A 16,517-nucleotide genomic window follows, 5' to 3' on the forward strand; every position below is an offset into this window, starting at 1 on the left:
TCCGGCGGTTTCAGGTCTTGCCGGTGGGCGTGCCCAGCGCCAGATCCAGCACGGCGTGGTGCAGGCCGGCTGGCGTGAGATCGGCGTCGGGCGCAGCGCCCTTGATCGGCTGTCCGGCGCGATCGAACCGCACGATCGCATAAGGGGTATGGCGGTCGCCGCCCGGTGCGGTCGCACCGGGAATGCTGGGGCAATGATCGCCGAAGAACACCAGCGCCACCGGCTCTGCCCGCTGGCGCGCCAGGTCCGACAGGCTGGCGGCAAGGCGGGCAAGCATGGCGTCGCTGTTGCGCACCAGGCGCAGATAGCCCGGCACCAGGCCCTGCTGGCCATCGCCGGCCCACGGCCCATGGTTTTCGATCGTGACGGCATAGAGCAGCGTGGGCTGCCTGGCTGAAGCGGCCATGGCCAAGATCACGTCGGCCATGGCGGCGTCCGTCACATAGCGCCCCTCGCCCGGGGCGGGTGGCGCGAAGTCTGCTTCGCCCACCAACCGGGCAAAACCGCCTGCCGGCATGATGCGATCGCGGCCGTAAAAGCGCATGTCGTGCGGGTGGAGGAAGGCGCTGTCCCACCCCGCGCCGCGCAGGCGGGCGGGCAGTGCCCAGGACCCTTCGCCTTCGGCTGTCAGGAACGGATCATAGCGACGGAAGCCCAGTTCTTCTTCCTCGCGCCCGAACAGCACGCCGTATTCGGTGCGCATGGTATAGGCGCCAAAACCGCTCACGTTGAGGCGCCCGTGCTGCCACGCATCGCGCCGCGCCGCCGCCAGGCCGGGCAGGGCGAGCGCGGGATCGCCAAACAGTTCGGCTGGATCGGCAAAGCTTTCGCACTGGATCATCACGACCAGGCCGGGCGCATCGACCGGGGCATGGCGGGCGATCGGTGGGCAGGCGGGCGGGTCCACGCTTTCGCGCCAGCGCCGCCAATAGAGCAGGATAACGGGCATCAACCCATGTCGCGCAACATCGGCCGTGGCGTCGGGACGGGTGATCGCCCGGCGGAACGCCGCGCTGCGCAGCGCCAGAACCAGCGCGCCGAGCCCGATCAGCAGGAGCTCGAGCCCGGCCAGGTGAAACACCGGCGTGGCCACGAACAGCGCCCCGAACAGCCCGAGCAGCGCCAGCGCCACCATGGCCGCCACGGCGCGCTGCCAGGGGGCAACCGCCGACAGGTAGAACTGTGGATGGCGAAAGATCGCCCCGATCAGTGCGAGATCGGAAAACAGCAGCGGTTCGCCCAGCATGGCGTTCTTGGCGTTGGATGCCACGGCAAACAGCGCGGCCAGGCCCAGCGCCAGCGCGCAGGCGACCATGGCATTGCCGCAAACCGCCAAGACCGCGCCGAACACGGCAACGAGCACGGCGGCGTTGAGGCACAGCCCCTGCCAGCTGCGCAGGCCCCGCGAGGGGCGAGGCCGAACCAGCGCATCGAGCAGGACGCCGCCGACCAGCAGGAGCAGGGCAGGCGGCAGGATCTGCAGTGTAAGTCCTTGCAACGTCACGCGTGTTCCATATCCGCCAGATCGTGAATCGGCAGGAAAGGTAGATGGGCAGAAAAGCGCCGGCGCGGCTCATAGCCGGGGCCGCGCGCGCTGTCATCCGTCATCCAACCGGCGTCGGGCCACCGGGAATTGATCCATTGCGGCAAGTCGATCTTGTCCACGGCGCGCGTGGCCACTAACGCTCGGGCCAGGTGCATGGGACCGCCTGCCCAGGAGTTTTGCTTTCGAATGCAAGAGTTGCCCAATTCGCCGCCCGTGCCGCCGCATTTGGATTTCCCTGCCGCCGCCCCCTCCGCCAAGATCCCATCCGACAACGATTCGGGCCCGCGCACGATCCTGCTGCTGCAAGGGTTGATGGGCCCGCTGTTTCACGAGCTGGGCAAGGCGCTGCTGCGCGCCGGCCACGCCGTGTACAAGGTCAATTTCAACGGTGGCGACCGGCTGTTCTGGCGCTTGCCCAACGGCATGGACTATCGCGATTCGCTCGATCGCTGGCCGGCGTTCTTTGCCGATCTGGTTCGGAACAAGGGTGTAACCGATGTGGTGCTGTTCGGCGATTGCCGCGACCACCACCGCCCGGCGATTCGTGTCTGCCAGGACCTGGGCGTGGCGGTCCACGTGTTCGAGGAAGGCTATATCCGCCCTGACTGGGTCACGCTGGAACGCGGCGGAGTGAACGGCAATTCGTCGCTGCCCAGCGATCCGGCCTGGTATCGCGCAACCGCCGCGGCCCTGCCGGCGGTTCCGCCCCACGCGCAAGTGCCGTCCTCTTTTCGCCGTCGTGCGGCCGAAGGGCTGGCCTACAACTTTGCCGACGTGTTCACCCGCTGGTACTACCCGCATTGGACCAACCACCGCCCCTGGCATCCGCTGGTGGAGGCGATGGGCTGGTGGCGCAAGCTCTCGCGTCGCAAGGCGCGCCAGCGCGATGCGGGGGCCTTGCTCCATCGCCTGGAAACACGGGAAGACCGGTTTTTCCTGTTTCCGTTGCAGCTCGATTCGGATGCGCAGATCCGCCTGCATTCGCCCTTTGCGGGGATCGCCGACGCGCTGCGCTTGATCGTGGGGTCGTTTGCCGCGCACGCCCCGGCCGATGTGCGGCTGGTGGTCAAGGAACACCCACTGGATAACGGGGTGCGCGATTGGCAGCAGGAAACCGCCGACATGGCGCGCCTGTTCGGCGTGGCCGACCGGGTCGATTACCTGAGCATGGGCGATATCGTGCCGGTGATCCGCCGCTCGCTGGGGGTGGTGACGATCAACAGCACCAGTGGCACGCTGGCCCTGGCCGAAGGCGTGCCGGTGGTGGCGCTGGGCCACGCGGTCTACGATATGCCGCAGATCACCTGCCAGGACGGGCTCGACGCGTTCTGGCAGCATCCCGTGGCGCCCGACGTGGATACTTTTGCCGCGTTCCGCCGTGTGCTGATCGAGCGGTGCCTCATTCCCGGCGGATTCTTTTCCGCCCCGGCGCTGGAAAAGGTGGTGCGCCACGCTGTCGCCCGGTTGGAGCGCCGGCCGATCGCCCCAGAGTGATTTCATGCGTTTCGTGCAAGTGACGCATGGGGAAAGCGGGGGGTGACGGAGGGGTGGGAGCCCCGACGCCCCGCCTTTCGCTTTGGCGCGCATGCAGCACATCGCGTCGGCGAGGCGTGCAAAAAAAAGGCCGGTCTTGCGACCGGCCTTGGAAAGTTTGGGAGAGGATGCCTGAAAGGCCCGCTCTCAATGGGGGAATTCCCCGAGTCTGACAAATGCGAATAACGGTACCATAGTTGCGTTTCATGCAACTATTCGCCCCAGGGGCCGCTTGGGGCTTGGTCAGCGCGGCCGGTTCACGCTAAGACCTGGTGCACCGATGGCGGGGAGGCACGAGGCATGAGCGAAACCACGGCATGGCCCAGCCTGCGCCAGCTGCGCTACCTGGTGGCGCTGGCCGAATGCGGCAACTTCACCCGCGGCGCGGCGGCTGTGGGCGTTTCGCAGCCCTCGTTTTCGCAACAGATCCATCTGCTCGAAAGCCTGCTGGGCGGCGCCGTGGCCGAACGCGGCGGGCGCGTGGTGCTGACGCCGCTGGGGCGCGAGGCCGTGGCCGCCGCGCGCCGCGTATTGGCCGAGGCGGAAGGCTTTGCCGATCTTGCCCGGCGCCACCGCGAAGGCGAACTGGCCGGCACGCTGCGCCTGGGCGTATCGCCCACGCTAGGGCCCTATATCCTCCCGCAACTGGTGGCGCGCCTTCATGCCACGCACCCCACGCTCAAGGTGCATGTGCGCGAAGGCCTGCCCGATGCGCTGCTCGAACACTTGGCCGAAGGGCGCCACGATACCGTGCTGGTGCAGCTGCCAGTGGCAGAGCAGGGATTCCACATAGAGCGCCTGTTTCGTGAACCGATGTTTCTGGCCATGGCGGCGGACGATCCGATGGCGGCAGTGGCGCAAGTGCGGCCCGAACACCTTGCCGGACGCGGGCTGTTGACCATGCAGCCCGAATACCGCCTGAGCCAGCAGGTGGCTGCCCTGGCCGAACGATCCGGCGCACACGTGCTGCGCGATTACGAGGGCACGAGCCTGGATGCCGTGCGCCAGATGGCCGGGATGGGCATGGGGCTGGCGCTGCTGCCCCAGCTTTATGTGCGGCAGGAAATCGGCGAAGGGGGCGACGTGATCGTGCGGCCGTTTGCCGGCGGCCGGCCCTATCGCGAAATCGGACTGGTGTGGCGCGCTGGGGCAGGGCGTTCGCGCGACCTCGTGCTTCTGGCAGAGACGTTGCGGAGCATTGCCGAGCGATAGGAAAAACCTATCGAAAGCATAGGTGCACACCGTATTGGCGCAATGCGCGGCGAAATCCACCTTAGCGGGCAGCACAATCCACGCCCGGCAAGGAAGGCCGCCTTTCATGGACGCAAGCGCCCAAGACCCATCCCACCCCCACCATGCCCCCGGCGGGCAGGCCGGCCACGGCCACCGGTTGACCATGCGCGACTTGCGCCGCTGGACCAGCCTGGTGCTCTCGCCCGACAAGGCCTTCATCCGCCTGGCGCTGGTCTATGGCGCGGCGATTTCGCTCTTGTCGCTGGCCACGCCGATCTCGGTGCAGCTGCTGATCAACTCTGTGGCCAACATCGCGCTGCCCGCGCCGTTGTTTACCCTGGCACTGGTGCTGTTTGCCCTGCTGCTGCTGGCCGGTGCGCTGATGGCGTTGCGCGTGGCGATCATGGCGCGGTTCGAGCAGCGCTTTTTCGCGCGCCTGGTGGCCGAGATCACCACGCGGGCGATCCATGCGCAGAACCCGTTCTTCGTCGACGCACGGCACGGTGACTTGTTCAACCGCTTTTTCGACATGGGCACGGTGCAAAAGGCGCTGACCAGCCTGGTGATCGGCGGCTTTGCCATCGTGCTGCAAAGCCTGGTGGGCCTGGTCGTGACGAGTTTCTACCACCCGTTCTTCCTGGCGTTCAACGTGGTGCTGGTGCTGGTGGTGCTGGTGATCTGGCGCGCCTGGCTGCTGCCCTCGCTGGCCAGTGCCGTGGCCAAGAGCCATGCCAAGCATGCCGCCGCGCATTGGCTGGAAAGCCTGGGCGCTTCGAACGGGTTCTACAAGTCTGGCCGCCACATCAACTTTGCCATCGACCGCAGCGAGGCGATGACCGCCACGTATGTCGCCGCGCACCGGCGCCATTTCCGCCACACTTTCAGCCAGACGCTGTGCCTGTTGCTGGTTTATGCCCTGGCCAGCGCCGGGCTTTTGGCGATGGGCGGCTGGCTGATCCTGCAGGGCGAGCTTTCGGTGGGGCAACTGGTTGCGGCCGAACTGATCCTCTCGGGCGTGTTCTATGGTATCGCCCAGTTGGGCGGCTATCTCGAGGTGTTCTACGACCTGGCCGCCGGGCTGGAAGAACTGGCGCTGTTCTGGGACGTGCCGCAGGAAGCCGCGCCTGAGGCCGATTCCCTCGCGCTGCCCCATGGCGCCATCCGTTTCCAGGGCGTGGTGCTGGGCGATCACCGCCTGGACTTCGCGATCGAAAGCGGGGAGCACGTCGGCGTGCTGGCGGCGCCGGGGGTGGAGCGCAGCGTCACCACCCTGCTCAAGCGCCTGGCCACGCCCGAACGCGGCCTCGTGCGCGTGGGCGGCGCCGACCTGGGCACCTTCGACATGGTGCGCCTGCGCGCCGATGTGGTGGTGCTCGATCGCCCGACGATCGTGGAAATGACCGTGCGCGATTACTTGCGCCTGGCCGCGGCGGGCCAGCCTGATGGGCGCGGCGGGGCCGTGCTCGATGCCTTGGCACTGGTCGGGCTGGACGAGCGGGTGGGCGCCTTGCCCGCAGGCCTGGATACCATGCTGTCCAGCTCGGGCTGGCCGCTGGCGGTGGGCGAAACCATGTTGCTCAAGCTGGCCGGGGCGATCCTGGCTTGCCCGCGGGTGCTGGTGCTGTCCCCGCTCTACGACATGCTGGAGCCCGAACGGCTGGGCCAGGTGCTGGCCGTGTTGCGCCCGCACGGCACCACGGTGCTGCATTTCACCGGCCGCCCTGGGGCGGTGGCGCACGATGCCTGGCTGCATCTGGGCGAAACCGTCCAGCGGCGCAGTGCCAGTCTGCAAGATACCGGAAAGGAGGGCTGAACCATGGCAAGCCGTGCGCAGGAGATGTTGCGTTTCCCCACGCTGGCCAGTCTGCGGCCGCCGCGCATCGCCGTGGCGCTGGGCTGGATGATCGGCATCGCCATTCCGCTGGTGGTGCTGGGCGCTCTGCTGATCCCCTGGGTGCAGACCGCGCCGGGTACGGGGCAGGTGGTTGCGCTCAACCCCGCAGACCGCGTGCAGCAAGTCACCGCGCTGGTGCCCGGGCGGGTGGAGCGCTGGTATGTGACCGACGGGCAAAGCGTGAAGGCGGGAGACCCGATCGCGCGGGTGGTGGACAACGATCCCGGCCTGCTGGAGCGGCTGGCGGCCGAACGCGCCCAAGTGCTGGCGCAGATCGTTGCCAGTGAACAGGCCATGGCCGTCGCCCGGATCGACGTGGGCCGCTCTGCCCAGTTGCTGGCCGATGGCCTTGCCGCGCGGCGCGATTTCGAAAACGCGCAGATCAAGGTGGCCGAACACGGGGCCAAGCTGGCCGAGGCGCGCGCCAAATTGAGCCGCGTGGACATTGCCCGCACCCGGCAATCGGCCCAGTTGGTGCGCGCGCCGCGCGATGGCCGCATCCAGGCGCTCAACACCGCCGCCGGGGCCACGCTGGTCAGCGCGGGCGACTGGCTCGCGTCGCTGGCACCCGAACGCCCCGTGCGGGTGGTGGAACTGATGGTCGATGGGCGCGACGTGGCGCTGGTGCGGCGCGGGCAGGGCGTGCGGCTGCATTTCGAAGGCTGGCCTGCGATCCAGTTCAGCGGTTGGCCTTCGGTGGCGCAGGGCATGTTCGATGGCCGGGTGCGCAGCATCGATCCGTCGGCCCAGGCCAATGGCCTGTTCCGCGTTCTGGTGGAGCCCATGCCGGGCAAGCCGGCCTGGCCCGAAGACCATTTCACCCGCCTGGGTTCGCGCGTGCGCGGCTGGATCCAGATGGAAACGGTCAGCGTCGGCTATGAACTGTGGCGCCAGCTCAACGATTTCCCGCTTGAATTCCAGCGCCCGGTGGAAACCGGACCGCGCAAGGGCGCCGGCAAGGGCCTGGCTGACAAGGACGCGGCCAAGGCCAAATCGGCCAAGGCGGGCGATTATGCCGGCGGCAAGGACGGCGGGGAGGAGGAAAAGTGATCCGTGCCCTGATCGCCGCCTGCGCCCTGCTGGTCAGCCAGGGCGCGCTGGCCGCCGAACTCACGCTCGATGCGGTGCTGCGCGCTTCGGCCCGTCACCAGCCACTGGTGCTTGAAGCCATGGCCCGGCAGCGCGCCGCCGATGCCCGCACCCTGGCCGCGCAAGGCCTGTTCGACATGGTGTTCGAAACCGAAGCGCAGGCGCGGCCGCTGGGCTATTACGACAATGCCCTGGCCGACGTGAAGCTGACGCGGCCGATGACCAACAATGGCGGCCAGGTCTATGGCGGCTATCGCATCTCCGCCGGGCGCTTTGCCACCTACGACGGCAAGAACGTGACCAATGGCCTGGGCGAAGTGCGCGCCGGCGCGGTGTTTTCCCTGCTGCGCGACCGGCTGGTGGACGAACGCCGCACCAAGCTGGCCCAAGCAGAGGGCGATGCCGCGATTGCCGATCTCGATCGGGTGATGGTGGCGATCGGCGTACAGCGCCGCGCGGCCGATGCCTATCAGCAGTGGGTGGCGGCTGGCCTGCGCATGCGGACCTATCGCGACCTGCTCGATCTGGCGCGCCAGCGCCAGGCCTCGATCGAGCGACAGGTGCAACTGGGGGCCCGGCCGGCGATGCTGGCGGTGGAAAACCGCCAGAACATCGTGCGGCGTGAAGCCTTGCTGGTGCGCTCGGAACAGGACCTGGCGGTCGCGGCCCAGGCGCTATCGCTGTTCTGGCGCGATGATCTGGGCCAGCCGATCGTGGCGCGCGGCGAAGACCTGCCGGCCGCGTTTCCCGATGGGGTGGCGCCGCGCCTGGCCGATACCACCACGGTCCTGGCCGGACGCCCCGATCTGCAGATCCTGCTCGCTCGGGTACAGCAGGCGCAGTTGCGCGGTGATCTGGCCAGTAACGACATGCTGCCCAAGCTGGACCTGCGGGTGGAAGCGGCCAAGGATTTCGGCCCCGGCAGCCCCACGCGCGCACCGGGCGAAGTGTTGTTTGGCGTGCGCCTGTCGATGCCGCTGGAACAGCGCGCCGCGCGTGGCCGCCTGGCCGAAGCCCAGGCCGATGCCGATGCCCTGGCCCGTCGCCTGCGCCTGGCCGAACAGCAGATCACCGCAGACCTGGCAAGCCTGCGCGTGCAGGTCACCGGGGCAGAACGCCTGGCCACCCTGGCGGCCGACGAAGCCCAGCTGGCCCGCCGCATGGCCGAAGCCGAACGCCGCCGCTTTGCCCTGGGCGCCAGTGATTTCCTGCCGGTCAACTTGCGCGAGGAAGCCGCGGCCGATGCGCAACTGCGCCAGATCGACGCGCTCTACCGCCACGCCGCGGCGCGCGCGGAACTCGCCGCCAGCCTGATGGACGGAGCGAGCCTGGGCCTGGAATGAAGCGGGCGGGAAAATGTCGAGGAAGGAAGTGGTGCCCGGGGACGGAATCGAACCGCCGACACCGTGATTTTCAGTCACGTGCTCTACCAACTGAGCTACCCGGGCATGCCGCTGGCGGGCCGTTGGGCCGGCGCCTTGCGTTTGGTGAAGCGCCCTATGGCGAGGCCGCCGGGGCTTGTCCAGCCCTCTAATGCATCTATTTTTCCACAATCGGGATTTTTGGGCGGGCGGCCGGCGCGCTCAATCGGGGCCTTCTTCCTCGGCATCGGCCGCGGGGCCGGGCAGGGCATAGCCGTCTTCCAGCCAGCGCACCAAGTCACGGTCGCGGCAGCGGGTAGAGCAGAACGGTTTGTGCGCATCGCTGCGCGGCTTGCCGCAGATCGGGCAGCGTTTGGGCGTGGTGGTCATGGTTGAGTCGCCTGGGCAAATCCGGCGGTGGGTGCAAGCGTTTCGTCCAGCGACCAGTTTACCACGCGCCCGGCGCGGCGCGCCAGTTCGGCTTCCCACGCGGGCAGAACGGCGCGGCGCAGGGCGGGGTGGCAGGTCAGCAGCAGGGCGCCGGGCTCGCGCACGCGTTCGGCGCGCCGCAGCAGGCGCCGCGCCGCTGCGCCCAGCGGCTGGCGCGCGAACAGTGCGGGAAGGGACGGGCGTTCCAGGCGCGAGACGATCTGCACGAAGCCGAAGCCATTCATCGCCGTGCGCTCCCCGCGCCAGCCGGTCTGGGCACCCAGCAGGGCCAGTTCCTCTGCCAGGGCAGCGTCCACCGCCTGGCGATCGCGCTTTTCCGCAAGGGTGGGAAAATCGATGCCGATCGAACCGCCGATATCCATGCGCATGATCGCGCAGGCAATCGCGGGCACGGCGGCCAGCGACAGGGCGGGCAGCGGCGGGCTGCCATCCACGTCGATCAGGGTCATCGCCGGGGTTGGACTGATGCACAAGGCGCCGCGCGGAAAGGCGATGTCACCGGTCATCGCTTCGTCCACCAGGTCTTCCCAGCCGGCCTGGTCCAGCGCGGGATCGGTGGCGTGGATGGTCCGCACCGGCAAGCCGGTGGTGGCCAGTTGCTCGGCCAGGGTGGGGGCGGGACGTGCTTCTTCGGCAGGGCCGGCGGGGCGAGCCATGGGCAGCTTGGTGCGGCCTTTTTCGGCAATGGCGGCGCGCGTCACGCGGAACAGGCCGGATGCGCCTTCGGGCAGGGCCGGCGTCAGGCCATCGACCAGGGCGATGGCGCCATCGGCAAACTGCACCGTGCCGCGCCGGGTGCCGGCAAGGCGGCTGGCCACGCGCGCCGGTGCCACCAGACCCGGGGCCAAACCACCGGACCATTCCACCCGCGCGGCCAGGATCGTGCCGCCGTCGACCAGCGCGGCGCGGGTTTCACCGATGCCTTGCTCCACCAGCCAAGTGGCGGTCATGGCCGCTTCAGGCCAGCAGGCCGGCGGCCACCAGCAGCCGGCGGGTTTCGTACAGTGGCAGGCCGATCACACCCGAATGGCTGCCGGCCAGCCAGGCGCAGAACCCTTCGGCGCTGCCCTGGATGGCATAGCCGCCGGCCTTGCCGTGCCATTCGCCCCCGGCGATATAGGCATCGATCTCGGCCGGGCTCAGCCGCTTGAACCGCACGATGGTCTCGCTCAAGGCTTCGCGCAGGGTGCCATCGGGCATCAACAGGGCCACGGCGGAGAACACGCGGTGACGCCGGCCCGACAGCAGTGCCAGGCAATCCCGCGCGGTCGCCTCGTCTTCGGCCTTGGGCAGGATGCGGCGCCCGGCACCGACCACGGTATCGCCCGAAAGGATCGCGGCGTCGGGCGCAAGCCGGGCTGCGGCACGCGCCTTTTCGGCGGCCAGGCGCACGGCATGGGCGCGCGGCGTTTCGGCCGGCAGCGGGCTTTCATCGATGTCGGTGGCGAGGATGCGATCGGGCACCAGGCCCAGCCGTGCGATCAGGTCGCGCCGACGCGGGCTGGCCGATGCCAGCACCAGCGGCGGAAGCGGCACGCGCGATGTGGGCTGTGGGGCGGCGCCCACGGGTGCGTTCATCAATAAGGGCCGGGGCCGCCTCGGCCGGGCATGAAGCGATAGGTGATGCGCCCCTTGGTCAGGTCATAGGGCGTCAGTTCCACCAGCACTTCATCGCCCACCAGCACGCGAATGCGGTTCTTGCGCATTTTGCCGGCGGTGTGGCCCAGGATCTCGTGATCGTTTTCCAGGCGCACGCGGAACATGGCATTGGGCAGCAGTTCCACCACCGTGCCGCGCATCTCGAGGAGTTCTTCTTTCGCCATCGGCGGGTTCAGTAGCCTTTTGTCTCGGATGGCCGGAACGTCAACCGGCACCGGCAAGGCACGAGTTGCACAGCCATGGGATGGGAGGTCGCTAAAACGACGCGCGTGGCGCCCATAGCGTTCCGGCTGCAAAAAGAAAAGCCCTGCAATCGCGCCCTTGTTTTCACCGCGCCGACGGGCATTTTCGCACGTGCGAGCGCGGCACACGCAGCGGCAGATTGCCCGGTGGCGCGGCAGAGACGACAAATTGATACGATTTGCGAGTTGTTTCAACCCATGGCACAGGCCAGCTAGGCCTTGTCAGACCTTGGGTCTGGTCTTGGCTGGTCGCATGCTGCGCCACGGCAAGGTCGGTCCCTGCACGTCCATTTTCCGGCCGATCGTTCCGGCCGCAACCATCGGGATTATTGCGCGTGTCTTCTCGTTTTGCCTTGCTGTCTGCCGTTTCCGTGGTTGCCGTGATCGGGGGGGCGAGCGCCCATGCCGCCGTCACGCCGGCCGGCGCAGACGTGGCGAGCGACCAGGCGGCCACGGCCCCTGCGCCGGCGCAGGACGCGACCGTTGCAGGCAGTGGCACGCAGATGGTCACCAGCGAGGGCCAGCCCGGCGTGGACGCCAATGGCGATGGTATCGACGATGTGACGGGGGAAATCCTGGTCATCGCCACGCCGCTCAAAGGTGTGGTCAAGGCCGATCAACCGCCGATCGTGACTCTGGATGAAGAGGCGATCGCATCCTACGGCGTCAGTTCGATCCAGGAACTGCTTGCCGTGCTGGCACCGCAGACCGATTCCGGGCGTGGCCGCAGCAGCGACGGGCCGGTGATCCTGCTCAACGGCCTGCGCATTTCCAGCTTCCGCGAAATGCGCGGGCTTCCGCCCGAGGCGATCCGCCGGGTGGAAGTGCTGCCCGAGGAAGTCGCGCTGAAATACGGCTATCGCCCGGACCAGCGCGTGGTGAACTTCATCCTCAAGGATCACTACAAGAGCCTGAGCACCGAGACCGAAGTCGATCTGCCCGGCAACGGCAGCTATGCCGCGCTGAGCGAGGAAGCCACGCTGGCCAAGATCGCCAACAAGGCGCGCATCAACGTGACCGGCACGGTTTCCACGCAGAGCGCCATTACCGAGGCCGAGCGCGGGATCAGCCAGCAGAGCACGACCAGCGGCAGCACCGTCGCGGGCGATCCCGCCCAGGCCGATTACCGCACGCTGCAAGCCAAGGCCGACAGTGCCGCGCTCAACGCCACTTGGTCCAAGCCCATCGGCCTGGGCACGGGCCTGACGCTCAATGTCTTGGCCCAGCGCGATTACAGCCGCAGCTGGAACGGCCTCAACACCGTGACACTCACCGACAACGGCACCGATGTGACGCGCACCACCACCGCGCCCGAGCCGCTGACCACGCGCACTTATACCACCACGCTTTCGGCCGGGGCGGGGCTCAACGCCGGGCTGGGGGCCTGGCAGCTTTCGGTCACGGCCGATGGCAGCCATGTGGAAACCGACACCCGGATCGACCGCAATGCCGATCTGTCCGGCCTGCAATCGCTGGTCGATGATGGCAGCCTGAGCGCGACCGGCGCGCTTCCGGCCAGCGCCATCGTGGCCGGCGGGATCGACCGCGCGCTCAGCCGCACCAACACGCTGACCTCGCTGGCCACGCTCAACGGCCAGCCGTTCCGCTTGCCGGGCGGCGCTGCCTCGCTCACCGTCAAGACCGGCTTTGCCTATTCCGGCATCCACAGCACCGACACGCGCACCACGACCGGGGCGATCGACCTCAACCGGGGCGACGCGCAAGTGGGCTTCAGCCTGGATCTGCCGATCACCAGCAAGCGCGAGAATTTCGGCGGGTTCCTGGGCAACCTGTCGCTCAACCTCAATGCCGAGGCGCACCGCCTGTCCGATTTTGGCGGGCTATATGATTTCGGTGGCGGGCTGACCTGGCGCCCGACCAACAAGCTGAGCTTCACCGCCACGTTCATCGGCGCGGAAACCGCACCCACGCTGTCGCAACTGGGCGCGCCCACCACCACCACGCAGAACGTGGCAATCTATGATTTCATCAAGGGCGCCACGGTGCTGGCCACGGTCACCAGCGGCGGCAATCCCGACTTGCTCAAGGAACGCCAGCGCGACGTGAAGCTGGCGGGCAACTGGACGCTGCCGTTCCTGACCAATTCCACGTTCATCGTCGAATACTTCCGCAACCGCAGCTTCAACACCAGCAACAGCTTCCCGCTGCTGACTGCCGAAGTGGAAGCGGCCTATCCGGGGCGGGTCGTGCGCAATGCCGCTGGCGATATCGTCTCGGTGGACGAAAGCCCGGTGACTTTCGCGCGCGAGGAAAGCAACAGCCTGCGCTATGGCATCAACCTGTCGGGCAGCTTTGGCACGCCAGATCCCAACATGCGGCGTTCTGGCGGCATGCGCGGCATGGTGCCGGGGGGCTTTGGCCCCGGTGGGCCAGGTGGCCCAGGGGGCGGGCCGCGCATGGGCGCGGCCGGCGGCGGTGGGCCGGGTGGTGGCCCGGGCGGACCGCCGCCTGGTGGTCCCGGCGGGCCCGGCGGGTTCGACGGGCGCGGGCGCTGGAACCTGTCGCTGACGCATACGATCATGCTGATGGACCGGGTGCAACTGACGCCGGGCGGCACCGTCTACAACCTGCTCGGCGGCGATGCGCTGTCGAGCACGGGCGTGGCGCGGCACAGCATCGAGCTGGAAGGCGGCGGTTTCTATCGCAGCTTCGGCGTGCGCTTTACCGGCACTTATACCGGGGCGGCCCATGCCGATTCGGGCACCACCAGCCTCGATTTCCACCCCATCGCCAAGTTCAACCTGCGCCTGTTCGCCGATCTCGGCCGCCGGCCGGGCGTGGTCAAGGCCGTGCCGTTCCTCAAGAACGCGCGCGTTTCGCTGGCGGTGAACAACCTGTTCGATGCGCAGCAAAAGGTGACCGACCAGAACGGCGATATCCCGCTGCGCTATCAGGCCGGCTACCTTGATCCCACGGGCCGCGTGTTCAAGATCGAGTTCCGCAAGCAGTTCTGACGCCGTCTATACGAACCGCCGCCCCTGCACGAATTCGCGGGCGGCGGTGCGTTCCTGTTCGCGGCGATGCTCGGTGAAATGGTCGGCAAACTGGCGCAGGTCTACCACTTGTTGCAGGGCCAGCGGCTCGTCGAAGTGAAAGCCGCAGCGCGCACCCTTGATCCACACCGCCGCGCCAAAGCCCTCGATGCGGTTGATTTCGAGGATGCCGGTTTCACCCAGCGCGGGCATATCGCGCAGCATCAACCGGGCGCCGGTGCGCGAAAGGTCCTCCACCAGGCACTCGACCACGCCGCGACGCAGGATGATCCTGCCCGGAATGTTGAGCCGCGCGCGCGGGGCGGTGCGGCGCCCATGCGTGCCGATCGCGCGGGAATCGCCGAAGACGGGGCCATGGAACATGGCTCGCAGCATCGGCGCGGCGCGGTAAAAGCGGGTTTGGCAGCGCGATAGGGACAATTGCGCAGCAGTTTGTCCACCGTCGGCGATCTTTCGGGCTCTCCCCAAACCGCGCCGCAACCCCTATCTGGCAGTCATGGCCCGCAAGAGCGCATCCCCACCACCCGATCGCGATACCGAGCGCTTCCACGAAGATGCCGCCATTTCCACGATGCGCGGCAGTGACCAGCCCGATCTGGAACGCGGGGTGGAAACGATCCGCGACGTGGTCCGCACGCTCAAGCCCAAGCCGGGCGTCTATCGCATGCTCGATACGCGTGGCGACGTGCTCTATGTGGGCAAAGCGCGCGCGCTGAAAAACCGCGTGGCGAATTACACCCAGGTCGATCGCCTGCCCAATCGTCTGCGCCGCATGGTCAGCCAGACGCGGTCGATGACGATCGTGACCACCAATTCCGAGGCCGAGGCGCTGCTGCTCGAAGCGCAGCTGATCAAGCGCTACCGCCCGCCCTACAACGTCCTGCTGCGCGACGACAAATCGTTCCCCTTCATCCTGTTGCGGGCCGATCATGCATTTCCCCGCATCATGAAGCATCGCGGCGCGCGCAAGGCCAAGGGCAACTATTATGGTCCCTTTGCCAGCGCAGGATCGGTCAACACCACGATCAACGCGCTGCAAAAGCTGTTCCTGCTGCGCAGCTGCAACGATGGCTTCATGGCCCGGCGCGACCGGCCCTGCCTGCTCTACCAGATCAAGCGCTGCTCTGCCCCTTGCGTCGATCGCATCAGCGAGGGCGACTATGCCGAGCTGGTGCGCCAGGCCAAGGATTTCCTCGGCGGCAAATCCGGCGCGGTGCAGCGCGAAATCGAAGTGCAGATGAGCGAGGCGGCCGAAAACCTCGATTTCGAGCGCGCGGCCATGCTGCGCGACCGGCTGCGCGCGGCCACGTTCATCCAGGGCAGCCAGGCGATCAACGCCGAAGGCGTGGGCAATGGCGATGTCTTTGCCATGGGATCGAAAGGCGGCCAGATCGCGATCCAGGCCTTCTTCATTCGCGGCGGCCAGAACTGGGGCCACCGCGCGTTCTTCCCCACCCACACCGAAGGGCTGGAAGAAGCCGAAGTGATGACCGCGTTCCTCGCGCAGTTCTATGAAGAAGTGCCGCCACCGCGCCTGATCATGGTCGACCGCGTGCTGCCCGAGGCCGAGCTGCTGGCCGAGGCGCTGCAAGGCGCGGCCGGGGGCAAGGTGGAGATCAGCGTGCCGCAGCGTGGCGATCGGCGCCGCCTGATGGAACAGGCGCAGCGCAACGCGACAGAAGCGCTGGACCGCCGCCTGGCCGAAACCGGCACCAAGGCCAAGATTCTGCGCGAGCTGGCCGAATTCCTCGAACTGCCCGACGTGCCGCAGCGGATCGAGGTTTACGACAACAGCCATATCCAGGGCACCAACGCTCTGGGCGGCATGGTCGTGGCCGGGCCGGAAGGGTTCCAGAAGGGGCAGTATCGCAAGTTCAACATCAAGCGCGCCGAAACCCGCCCCGGCGACGACTTTGCCATGATGCGCGAAGTGATGGCCCGCCGTTTCGGCCGCGTGCAGGAAGAAGACCCCGACCGGCAGGGCGGGACCTGGCCCGACCTGGTGCTGATCGACGGCGGCAAGGGGCAGATGACCGCCGTGCGCGAAACGCTGGAGGAACTCGGGATCGAGGACGTGCCGCTGATTGCGGTATCCAAGGGCCCCGATCGCAACGCCGGGCGCGAGCATTTCCACTTCCCCGATGGAAGGGAAAAGCTGCTGCCGCTCAACTCGCCGGTGCTGTTCTATCTACAGCAATTGCGCGACGAGGCGCACCGATTCGCTATCGGCGCGCACCGCGCCAAGCGCAGCCGGGCGATCACGGCGAGCCCGCTGGACGAGATTCCCGGGATCGGACCATCGCGAAAACGTGCGCTGCTGTTGCATTTCGGCACCGCCGGCAAAGTGCGCGCCGCCTCGCTGGAAGACCTCATGCGCGCGCCGGGCGTCAGCGCGGCCGTGGCGCAGACCATTTACGATTTCTATCACCCCGGCGGATAAATCCCTGTCTGCACTGCTAAAAGTGGTGCGCCATGGCCAGCCGGCGCGTCGCTGCC

Annotated in this window: 14 protein-coding genes and 1 tRNA gene; 7 read left to right on the forward strand and 8 right to left on the reverse strand. The window is 67.8% G+C overall.

Annotation, left to right across the window (positions count from 1 at the left end; genetic code table 11):
- Window positions 1–10: 10 nt before the first annotated feature.
- Entirely contained in the window at window positions 11–1,504 is a 1,494-nt protein-coding gene (locus tag R9J51_RS08335; RefSeq protein ID WP_432787941.1) for an LTA synthase family protein, read from the reverse strand.
- Window positions 1,501–1,665, reverse strand: a complete 165-nt coding sequence (locus tag R9J51_RS08340; RefSeq protein ID WP_179504193.1) for a hypothetical protein — start codon at window positions 1,663–1,665, stop codon at window positions 1,501–1,503. Before R9J51_RS08340 ends, R9J51_RS08335 begins: the two co-directional genes overlap by 4 nt.
- A gap of 67 nt (window positions 1,666–1,732) precedes the next feature.
- On the opposite strand from R9J51_RS08340, the gene R9J51_RS08345 reads away from it, so the two are divergent.
- The 5 genes from R9J51_RS08345 to R9J51_RS08365 all read left to right on the forward strand — a co-directional run bounded on the left by R9J51_RS08345 (window position 1,733) and on the right by R9J51_RS08365 (window position 8,638).
- Window positions 1,733–3,040, forward strand: a complete 1,308-nt coding sequence (locus tag R9J51_RS08345; protein WP_179504194.1) for a capsular biosynthesis protein — start codon at window positions 1,733–1,735, stop codon at window positions 3,038–3,040.
- A gap of 339 nt (window positions 3,041–3,379) precedes the next feature.
- A complete protein-coding gene (locus R9J51_RS08350) occupies window positions 3,380–4,291 on the forward strand; it encodes a hydrogen peroxide-inducible genes activator (RefSeq protein WP_168554118.1) in 912 nt (303 codons plus the stop codon).
- A gap of 184 nt (window positions 4,292–4,475) precedes the next feature.
- Window positions 4,476–6,125 carry an ABC transporter ATP-binding protein gene (locus R9J51_RS08355; protein ID WP_179506385.1) on the forward strand — a complete coding sequence of 550 codons (1,650 nt, stop codon included), beginning with the start codon at window positions 4,476–4,478 and terminating at the stop codon, window positions 6,123–6,125.
- Window positions 6,126–6,128: 3 nt separating this feature from the next.
- Window positions 6,129–7,256: an efflux RND transporter periplasmic adaptor subunit gene (locus R9J51_RS08360; RefSeq protein WP_211184795.1), complete on the forward strand. Its 1,128-nt coding sequence runs from the start codon at window positions 6,129–6,131 to the stop codon at window positions 7,254–7,256.
- The gene (locus R9J51_RS08365; RefSeq protein WP_179504195.1) at window positions 7,253–8,638 is read left to right on the forward strand and encodes a TolC family protein; all 1,386 of its coding nucleotides are present in this window, start codon (window positions 7,253–7,255) and stop codon (window positions 8,636–8,638) included. The genes R9J51_RS08360 and R9J51_RS08365 overlap by 4 nt, the downstream gene beginning before the upstream one ends.
- Before the next feature lie 29 nt (window positions 8,639–8,667).
- Here R9J51_RS08365 and R9J51_RS08370 read toward each other — a convergent pair.
- The 5 genes from R9J51_RS08370 to infA all read right to left on the reverse strand — a co-directional run bounded on the left by R9J51_RS08370 (window position 8,668) and on the right by infA (window position 10,929).
- A tRNA-Phe gene (locus R9J51_RS08370) sits at window positions 8,668–8,743 on the reverse strand.
- A 135-nt stretch (window positions 8,744–8,878) separates the two neighbouring features.
- Window positions 8,879–9,046: a DNA gyrase inhibitor YacG gene (yacG, locus tag R9J51_RS08375; protein WP_168555406.1), complete on the reverse strand. Its 168-nt coding sequence runs from the start codon at window positions 9,044–9,046 to the stop codon at window positions 8,879–8,881.
- Window positions 9,043–10,056: a ribonuclease E/G gene (locus R9J51_RS08380; protein WP_179504196.1), complete on the reverse strand. Its 1,014-nt coding sequence runs from the start codon at window positions 10,054–10,056 to the stop codon at window positions 9,043–9,045. The genes yacG and R9J51_RS08380 overlap by 4 nt, the downstream gene beginning before the upstream one ends.
- Window positions 10,057–10,063: 7 nt before the next feature.
- Window positions 10,064–10,684 (reverse strand): Maf family nucleotide pyrophosphatase, encoded by a 621-nt coding sequence (locus R9J51_RS08385; protein WP_179504197.1) that lies wholly within the window; start codon window positions 10,682–10,684, stop codon window positions 10,064–10,066.
- Window positions 10,684–10,929 carry a translation initiation factor IF-1 gene (infA, locus tag R9J51_RS08390; RefSeq protein WP_100866134.1) on the reverse strand — a complete coding sequence of 82 codons (246 nt, stop codon included), beginning with the start codon at window positions 10,927–10,929 and terminating at the stop codon, window positions 10,684–10,686. Before infA ends, R9J51_RS08385 begins: the two co-directional genes overlap by 1 nt.
- Before the next feature lie 413 nt (window positions 10,930–11,342).
- Between infA and R9J51_RS08395 the strand changes: the two genes are divergently transcribed.
- Entirely contained in the window at window positions 11,343–13,982 is a 2,640-nt protein-coding gene (locus R9J51_RS08395; protein ID WP_179504198.1) for a TonB-dependent receptor, read from the forward strand.
- A 6-nt stretch (window positions 13,983–13,988) separates the two neighbouring features.
- Here the strand turns inward: R9J51_RS08395 and R9J51_RS08400 are convergent, their stop codons facing one another.
- Window positions 13,989–14,384: a PilZ domain-containing protein gene (locus tag R9J51_RS08400; protein WP_168554123.1), complete on the reverse strand. Its 396-nt coding sequence runs from the start codon at window positions 14,382–14,384 to the stop codon at window positions 13,989–13,991.
- A 133-nt stretch (window positions 14,385–14,517) separates the two neighbouring features.
- Here R9J51_RS08400 and uvrC point away from each other — a divergent pair, with 133 nt between their 5' ends.
- The gene (gene uvrC / locus R9J51_RS08405; protein WP_168554124.1) at window positions 14,518–16,461 is read left to right on the forward strand and encodes an excinuclease ABC subunit UvrC; all 1,944 of its coding nucleotides are present in this window, start codon (window positions 14,518–14,520) and stop codon (window positions 16,459–16,461) included.
- Window positions 16,462–16,517: the final 56 nt, after the last annotated feature.

Source organism: Novosphingobium rhizosphaerae (assembly GCF_050920675.1).
GTDB lineage: Bacteria > Pseudomonadota > Alphaproteobacteria > Sphingomonadales > Sphingomonadaceae > Novosphingobium > Novosphingobium rhizosphaerae.

What these genes read in the sequence shown, in the direction of transcription:
- R9J51_RS08345 (WP_179504194.1), top strand. Translation starts at nt 1,733, where the DNA reads ATGCAAGAGTTGCCCAATTCGCCGCCCGTGCCGCCGCATTTGGATTTC.
- R9J51_RS08350 (WP_168554118.1), top strand. Translation starts at nt 3,380, where the DNA reads ATGAGCGAAACCACGGCATGGCCCAGCCTGCGCCAGCTGCGCTACCTG.
- R9J51_RS08355 (WP_179506385.1), top strand. Translation starts at nt 4,476, where the DNA reads ATGCGCGACTTGCGCCGCTGGACCAGCCTGGTGCTCTCGCCCGACAAG.
- R9J51_RS08360 (WP_211184795.1), top strand. Translation starts at nt 6,129, where the DNA reads ATGGCAAGCCGTGCGCAGGAGATGTTGCGTTTCCCCACGCTGGCCAGT.
- yacG (WP_168555406.1), bottom strand. Translation starts at nt 9,046, where the DNA reads ATGACCACCACGCCCAAACGCTGCCCGATCTGCGGCAAGCCGCGCAGC.
- R9J51_RS08380 (WP_179504196.1), bottom strand. Translation starts at nt 10,056, where the DNA reads ATGACCGCCACTTGGCTGGTGGAGCAAGGCATCGGTGAAACCCGCGCC.
- R9J51_RS08385 (WP_179504197.1), bottom strand. Translation starts at nt 10,684, where the DNA reads ATGAACGCACCCGTGGGCGCCGCCCCACAGCCCACATCGCGCGTGCCG.
- infA (WP_100866134.1), bottom strand. Translation starts at nt 10,929, where the DNA reads ATGGCGAAAGAAGAACTCCTCGAGATGCGCGGCACGGTGGTGGAACTG.
- R9J51_RS08400 (WP_168554123.1), bottom strand. Translation starts at nt 14,384, where the DNA reads ATGTTCCATGGCCCCGTCTTCGGCGATTCCCGCGCGATCGGCACGCAT.
- uvrC (WP_168554124.1), top strand. Translation starts at nt 14,518, where the DNA reads ATGGCCCGCAAGAGCGCATCCCCACCACCCGATCGCGATACCGAGCGC.